This is a genomic window from Microbacterium sp. MYb54, from assembly GCF_002979515.1.
Classification (GTDB): Bacteria; Actinomycetota; Actinomycetes; order Actinomycetales; family Microbacteriaceae; genus Microbacterium.
Genome location: NZ_PCPA01000041.1, coordinates 1 through 6171 on the forward strand (window position 1 = coordinate 1; position 6171 = coordinate 6171).

A 6171-nucleotide genomic window follows, 5' to 3' on the forward strand; every position below is an offset into this window, starting at 1 on the left:
AATCCGGGGATGTATTGGCCGCTGGTGGGGGTGCCGTATTTGTATGCGGTCTTCAGTGAGATCTGGAGGCCGTTGGCGAGGTAGGAGAAGTCGACGAGTTTGGTGAGGTCGATCTTGATGGGCTCGGGTGTGGGGTTCTCGGGTGCGCCCGGTTTGCGGTGTGCGTCGATGTAGCGGTCGGCGTCGACGCGGCGGAATAGGGGGGAGCGCTGTCCGGGGTTCGCGGGCTTGGGGTAGTCGTCGTGGCGGTGTCGGTACTCTCGTGCTTGCTGTGAGCCTTTGAGGCCGAGCCCGGCGGCGATGTAGTCGTATCCGACGAGGTCACGGCTGGCCATGGTCATCCTCCTGCGAGTCGGTGAGGTCGTGGTGAGCGTGGATGGTGGGGCGGCGCCAGTCGGGGTCTGTCTCCTCGAGCTCGCTCGAGGTGAGGATCATCTGATTGGGGTCGGTGGTGCCGCGGTCGAGGCGGGCGCGGATGCTGGTGCCGAGCTGGTCGATGTAGCGGTGGGCGGGGGAGTGCGCCCAGTCGCCGGCCTTGCTGCAGGCGTCGATGTAGGCCAGGCGGGTGCGTTCCAGCTGGAGGATGAGCTCGTCGACGAGAGTGGGTGTGAGGAGTTCGGCGACGGGCTGCCACTTGTAGGGTTCCGCGGATGCGGCGAGCGCGGCGTCGGTGAGGATCTGGCCGAGGGTGTCGGCGGAGGTGACGAGGCGTTCGTGGTGGGTGGTGAGTTCGTCGTCGTTGCTGAGTGCGGCGATGGCTGCGGTGACGAGGAGGTCGATGCTGTCGCGGTGGAGCATCAGCGGGTGCCTTTCGTGATCGGTGTGAGGGTGAGGGTGATCGACGAGGTAGGCGGCACCCGGCTGGAGCTGCTGGGAAATGTCAGGTTCACAACAGGCTCGGACCACCTTCCCGCGCGGGGTGGGGGTGCTCGACAGCCGGGTGCCTTCGTTCATGATATCCGCGGTGCAGCTGTGCACACCCCTCGATGCGATCGCCTGCGGCTTCCCGAATCCCGACCCTTGTGTACGTGTAAACACTGTTCAGAGGGCAGGGTCGGGAGCCGTAGGCGTCGTTGAGAGGCTACTTGTCAGATCTCACGGAGAGTGTCGCACTCTCACGAAAGCTGTCGGGCTGTCTCACGGGAGTGTCGGAATCTCACGAACCGCGTCGGATGAGGCGCGTCCGGTCAGGTGCGATGGCCAAGTTGTCTCCCAGCCGAAAACGATCGTTTGCGGCGCGGCAATGCCGCGAGTGCAGAACAGGACGTCACAAAGGTCCGCCGGAATGGGCTTTCGGCAGGAGTTTCGGACGGCCCGGGATCCGCTATCGGCTCGGGCTTCTGGTGTAATCAGGGGATGGTGGCAAAGTCGTTCAGAGCTGGTCCGAAGGCTCATCCAGGTGATCGGGTCGCAGTGATCTCGCCGGCATCCGCCGCTCCAGCGATCTCGCTCACCCTTCACGAGCAGGCGATGCGCCGGCTGACCGAGGCGACAGGACTGATCCCGGTCGAATACCCAACTACCCGGCAGCTTGGCGCAAGTGCGGAGGCCAGGGCCGCCGACGTCACCGAAGCTTTCGCAGACCCGAACATCCGCGCCGTGCTGGCCACGATCGGCGGCGACGATCAGGTGACCGTCATTCCGCACATCGATGCCCGGGTGCTCGCGGCGAATCCGAAACCGTTCCTGGGCTACAGCGACAACACGAACTTGCACAACCTGCTCTGGAACCTCGGCGTGCCGAGCTTCTACGGCGGGTCCACCCAGGTGCACCTTGGGCCTGGCCCTCATCTCGACGACGTCCACGTGCGGTCGCTGCGGGCTGCCCTGCTCGACGGCGGGACTCTAGAGCTTACCGAGCCAGGCGAGTCCGAGGACTTTGGGTCGCCGTGGGAAGACCCACGGTCTCTGTTGCACTTCGGTGCGCGTGAGGCCACCGAGCCATGGACGTGGGCCGGACCAGAGAAGGCCGTGTCTGGTCGCAGCTGGGGCGGTTGCATCGAGGTCATCGACCAGATTGTTCTTGCCGGGCGAATGCCCGATGTCTCTGACTTCGACGGGGCGATTCTTCTGCTGGAGACCGGCGGGGAGGGGCCGTCCGCGACCGAGGTCAAGCGTTGGGTACGCGCCCTGGGCGAGCGCGGACTCCTCGGCGTCGTTGCCGGTGTGCTTGTTGCCAGACCGCCGGTTAGCAAGCTGCACTCGCCCGTGCCCTCGGCCCCGGAGCGAACCCGTCTGCGCGAGGCGCAACGGGACACCATCATCGAGCAGATCGTCAGATACAACCCCGACGCGGTGGTCTGCGTCGGGGTGCCGTTCGGGCACACCCGTCCGCAGTGGATCGTCCCACATGGCGGCACCATTGCGCTCGACGGAGCACGCCGCGTTGTGACTGCGGACTACTAAGTAATCCAGCCCAAAACGATCGTTTTCGGTGTTGCCGCACAGGGTCGGCGGAACGGGATGCCGCAAAGGTTCTCCAGAACCCGCTTTCGGCAACGGGTCTCGGTGCGCCCGAGCTAGCGCTGCTGGCTGTCAGAGCAGCTTTCGTTCGAAGACCACATTGAGTGGCGTGAATCCCTCCGATTCGAAGAACGCGTGAGCGCTCGAATTGAAAGACCAGGAGTCGAGTCTCATGGCGTCAACGTTTTCTGCTCGTCCGATAGCCACAGCAGCGTCCATCAGCTCCTGACCGATCCGCCGACGCCGCAAGGCAGGGTCAACCGCGATGTGGTGCACGTACAGGCGTCTTGGACGCATGCCGGAATGGATTCGCGGGTCGCGCGCTGATCTCTGCGAGCAGGTAGCCCGCGGCCGCACCGTCAAGCTCTGAAATGAGGAGGATCGCCCCGTTGGCCAGTTGCTCAGCGAGGAACGCACGCAGCACCTCGCGATCAGGCGCTCTGAATAGGTCGGGCCTTCCTTCCGCGTGCAGCCGTTGGATTCCTTCGCTGAGGGAACCCAACCGATCAACGTCTGCCTCAATTGCTCTGCGTACCGACAGACCGAAGCTTATTGACTGCGGCCGCCTTCAGTCGGTCACGCGCAGATCAGCATCGCCTAAAGCGATCGTTTTCGGTGCGAACGCCCCGGGCGCCGGGGAAGAACCGTGGAGTTCGGCGCTTAAAGGCGGCGTTCTGTGATCGCTCTGTGGCGCTAGTTGCCGATAACGAGGATGCTGGCGGCGGCTTCGACGACGTCGTCGGTGATGGTGTCGAGCTGGTTGATCTTCAGCACGCGATTGATTTGAGGGAAGAGTCTCTCGAGGAGGCGGAAGTTGCCTCGGGTGATGCGCTCGATCGCAGCGATTGCCTGTGCATCAGTGAAATCGTCCGGGTCGAGGGTCCTCCCGAGGCGCTTCCAATGGCGGTCCGGGACGAACAGAAGCTCATCGCGCCCGAGGGTTCGGTACTGGTGTGAGAATCCGAGTCGGCTGAAGAGCTGTGGTAGTGGCGGAAGCGTTCGTCGATTCCGGGCATGCCGATCAGGATTATCGCGAGGTGGTGCGGTCGTGCTGGTCGCGGAGCAGTTCGACGAGGTGTTTGACGTCTCTCTGAAGGAATGACCCGGTGTCTGGGTCGAGTGTTCTGATGATGCCGACCAGTGCAGCTTTCGGGCCGGAGACGGTCAGCTGAGTGTCGGGTGAGGCGCCGAGGCGGGCGTTGAGGACGCCGCGCTTCACCCATACCGTCCACGTCTCACCGATATCAGTAAAAGCGAAGTCGATACGCAGGTCGGTGTGGACGGCTTTGTCACCGATGATGTGCACGCCGGCGAAGTCGAACAACACGTCGAGCAGCATCGCCAGGATGGTGTCCGGCGACGCCGTGCTGAACGCTGCGTCCATGACGCCCTCCCGCAGTTCGCGGGCGGGCGGTGAGGAAGATGCCTCGCCACTGTGGAGCCTCGGTCTGGTAGCCCATCTGCTCGTACGCGTCCGCTTGAAGGTTCTTCGCGTCCTGGCCGTCGGGTTGGGCGAAGACGAGCTTGTGCAGGATTTCGGCCGCCCATCTGTAGTCGCCTCGTCGAAGGCGCGCTTGCCCTCCTGGAGGATCTTGTCGGCGCTGATGAGGTCGACGTAGCGCTTGGCCGACTCCACCGGGATATGGGGGGCAGTGACACCGGGTCGCCGTCCCACATGCCGAGTTCCTTGGTGAAGACACCGCGGACATCGTGGTGCACGGTGCCGTGGTACTGGCGGTTGTACCACTTGTGCGCGAGCTCATCGGGGAGAGCGATGACCTCCGCTGCCTCGAGCGGGGTGTACCCCCTTGTTGGCGAGCCGCAGGGACTGGTCGTGGATGGGCACCGCAGATTCCACCCCAAGGGCTGCGGTGCCCCCAGCCTCTCTGGAACAGGGTGTGCCCGCGACGATGCTGGGTCCGTTGTACGCAACTGCTTTCAGGTGTCGGGCAAGCTACAGCAAGTGAAGGGAGTGATCATGGTGAGTGTGAGCCACGAATCTAAAGAGGAGACGGAACAACGATTACGGAAGGTCATTTCGGCAGCCGAGCTCGTGGCGCTCGACGGCATCTGGTCATTCTCAGAGTCGGAAATCGCGCAGCCGCCGATCTTGAGTTCGAACGTGCTCGCGGTCGTGAGAGATGAACAGTCTTGATCCTGGCTCGCTCCCGCCTCCGTCGATGCCGTAGAGAAGTTCGCACTGTTTTCGTTCCACTTTCCTCACGCCGATGACAACAGTGGGTTCGTTGGGTGGCTCGCAAGTGTGCTTAAGCAACGTCCGGGAACGGGAGTTTTTGTCGTGTGCGGACAGAACAGTGCGCGCGGAGGAATTTACGACTACTGGGGTTGCCCTGTTGAACTTGGAGGGCCGATGCAAGACGTTCTCGACGACCTAAGGCAAGCAACGCGGGCGTGATAGAGGGGGTTCACATGTCGACGCCTGCCTACTTCCACCATGGACCGCGACGCCACTCGAGCTGCTGTTCGATCTGACATTCGTCGCCGCGTTCGGGGTCGCCGGCAACCTCGGCGATCGCCCACGGCGACTTCGCCGCAGGTATCGGCGGGTTCTGCTTCGCCATGGTCGCGATCGTGTGGGCGTGGATCAACTACTCATGGTTCGCGTCGGCGTTCGACACGGATGACTGGTTGTTCCGGGTGCTCACCATGGTGCAGATGGCGGGCGTGGTCGTGCTGGCGATCGGCCTTCCGCCGATGTTCGCGTCGCTCGAGCGGGGACAGCCGGTCGAGAACGAGATCATGGTCGCCGGGTACGTGGTGATGCGGGTGTTCATATCGGGTTGATTTGGTCAGCGGGGTTCTCAGTCGTTGTTTCGAGTGAGGAGGGCCAGTTGGGTCCCAGGGTGGAGCTATTTGCGGAGATCCGGCGCGCGTCAGGTGTCGAGGGCTTTTCGATGAATGCATTGGCGAAACGGTTCGGTGTGCATCGTCGAATGATCCGGCAGGCGTTGGCTTCTCCATTCCCACCGGAGAGGAAGGCTCCTGAGCGTCGGGCTCCGAAGCTCGGCGCGTTTCAGCCGCTGATCGATGACTGGTTGCGGGAGAACCTCACCGCGCCGAAGAAGCAATCGACGCTGCAGACCTCGAAGTGCACGTGGGGCAGATTGTGAATATGCCCATCGTGGTACCAGTCGATCCGGAGGTGCCGGGAGGTCCGGATCGACCCGGATCTCCCGGGGCTCCGTGTGCGGGCGGAGGCGCGGTGCTCGCGGTGACGGGCCTGGACCCCGCCTTCCTGGCGTTTGCGGTGGGCGGGAGCCTCAGCATCATCCTTGTGGGGACAACGCTCATGCTGCGCAGACGCATGAGCGGGGGGCGGACGCCGGAGACCGAGTCGACGATCTTCTCGGTGTATGAGCGGAACGCCTCGCGGTCGCGCGGAGGCAGTTCGGCGATCAGTTCTTCGAGCGTGTAGTCGAGCTGCCCGTAGAACCTGAAGACGTGGATGTGGAAGTGCCTTGCCGCTCGCTCCTCGGAGTGACCGGAGTCTCGGGACGGGTCAAGTTCTCGACTTCCCGAAGCGTCGCTGAAACCAACGGGAATCCAAGAAGCTAGCCGACGGCGAAAGTAGTCACAGGTTGAGGTGGCTCACGCGTCGACGGTGTCTGGTGCGGAGGTCGTCGAGCGATGTTTGAGGTAGGGGTCTGCGAGCTCGCGAACCTCGACGCTCAATTCCGCGGGGATACC

Annotated in this window: 7 protein-coding genes and 5 pseudogenes; 4 read left to right on the forward strand and 8 right to left on the reverse strand. The window is 63.4% G+C overall.

Features of this window, described 5'->3' with window-relative positions; all coding sequences use genetic code 11:
* Both CQ040_RS20315 and CQ040_RS20320 read right to left on the reverse strand, forming a co-directional pair.
* Nucleotides 1-335 (reverse strand): annotated as a pseudogene (locus CQ040_RS20315) (hypothetical protein); the annotation flags it as partial.
* Nucleotides 322-798, reverse strand: a complete 477-nt coding sequence (locus CQ040_RS20320) for a hypothetical protein (protein WP_105528696.1) — start codon at nt 796-798, stop codon at nt 322-324. The pseudogene CQ040_RS20315 and the gene CQ040_RS20320, both read right to left, overlap by 14 nt.
* Nucleotides 799-1356: 558 nt before the next feature.
* Here CQ040_RS20320 and CQ040_RS20325 point away from each other — a divergent pair.
* Nucleotides 1357-2406, forward strand: a complete 1050-nt coding sequence (locus CQ040_RS20325) for a S66 peptidase family protein (RefSeq protein WP_181157128.1) — start codon at nt 1357-1359, stop codon at nt 2404-2406.
* 129 nt (nt 2407-2535) lie between these two features.
* On the opposite strand, the gene CQ040_RS21325 is transcribed toward CQ040_RS20325, so the two are convergent.
* From CQ040_RS21325 to CQ040_RS21335, 5 genes and pseudogenes are all read right to left on the reverse strand, one after another.
* Nucleotides 2536-2760, reverse strand: coding sequence for an N-acetyltransferase (locus CQ040_RS21325; protein WP_105528697.1), 225 nt, complete (start codon nt 2758-2760; stop codon nt 2536-2538).
* Between the two features lie 396 nt (nt 2761-3156).
* Nucleotides 3157-3535, reverse strand: a pseudogene (locus CQ040_RS20335) (ATP-binding protein); the annotation flags it as partial.
* Nucleotides 3536-3601: 66 nt separating this feature from the next.
* A pseudogene (locus CQ040_RS20910) lies at nt 3602-3847 on the reverse strand (alkyl sulfatase C-terminal domain-containing protein); the annotation flags it as partial.
* Nucleotides 3753-4172 (reverse strand): alkyl sulfatase dimerization domain-containing protein, encoded by a 420-nt coding sequence (locus CQ040_RS21330; RefSeq protein WP_374954156.1) that lies wholly within the window; start codon nt 4170-4172, stop codon nt 3753-3755. The gene CQ040_RS21330 and the pseudogene CQ040_RS20910, both read right to left, overlap by 95 nt.
* Nucleotides 4162-4239: pseudogene (locus CQ040_RS21335) on the reverse strand (alkyl sulfatase dimerization domain-containing protein); the annotation flags it as partial. The pseudogene CQ040_RS21335 and the gene CQ040_RS21330, both read right to left, overlap by 11 nt.
* On the opposite strand from CQ040_RS21335, the pseudogene CQ040_RS21340 reads away from it, so the two are divergent.
* A pseudogene (locus tag CQ040_RS21340) lies at nt 4238-4879 on the forward strand (DUF6196 family protein). The pseudogenes CQ040_RS21335 and CQ040_RS21340 sit on opposite strands and share 2 nt — an antisense overlap.
* 28 nt (nt 4880-4907) lie before the next feature.
* Here CQ040_RS21340 and CQ040_RS21215 read toward each other — a convergent pair.
* Nucleotides 4908-5045, reverse strand: a complete 138-nt coding sequence (locus CQ040_RS21215; RefSeq protein WP_308736913.1) for a hypothetical protein — start codon at nt 5043-5045, stop codon at nt 4908-4910.
* On the opposite strand from CQ040_RS21215, the gene CQ040_RS20350 reads away from it, so the two are divergent.
* Nucleotides 5044-5268 carry a low temperature requirement protein A gene (locus tag CQ040_RS20350; RefSeq protein WP_308736914.1) on the forward strand — a complete coding sequence of 75 codons (225 nt, stop codon included), beginning with the start codon at nt 5044-5046 and terminating at the stop codon, nt 5266-5268. The genes CQ040_RS21215 and CQ040_RS20350 overlap by 2 nt on opposite strands.
* Nucleotides 5269-5327: 59 nt before the next feature.
* Nucleotides 5328-5594, forward strand: coding sequence for a hypothetical protein (locus CQ040_RS20590; protein ID WP_146113978.1), 267 nt, complete (start codon nt 5328-5330; stop codon nt 5592-5594).
* Nucleotides 5595-6171 lie beyond the last annotated feature (577 nt).

Excerpts from the sequence above, each read along its gene's own strand:
- CQ040_RS21215 (WP_308736913.1), bottom strand. The coding sequence starts at position 5,045 with ATGGCGAAGCAGAACCCGCCGATACCTGCGGCGAAGTCGCCGTGGGCG.
- CQ040_RS20350 (WP_308736914.1), top strand. The coding sequence starts at position 5,044 with ATGGTCGCGATCGTGTGGGCGTGGATCAACTACTCATGGTTCGCGTCG.
- CQ040_RS21330 (WP_374954156.1), bottom strand. The coding sequence starts at position 4,172 with ATGTCCGCGGTGTCTTCACCAAGGAACTCGGCATGTGGGACGGCGACC.
- CQ040_RS20320 (WP_105528696.1), bottom strand. The coding sequence starts at position 798 with ATGCTCCACCGCGACAGCATCGACCTCCTCGTCACCGCAGCCATCGCC.
- CQ040_RS21325 (WP_105528697.1), bottom strand. The coding sequence starts at position 2,760 with ATGCGTCCAAGACGCCTGTACGTGCACCACATCGCGGTTGACCCTGCC.
- CQ040_RS20325 (WP_181157128.1), top strand. The coding sequence starts at position 1,357 with ATGGTGGCAAAGTCGTTCAGAGCTGGTCCGAAGGCTCATCCAGGTGAT.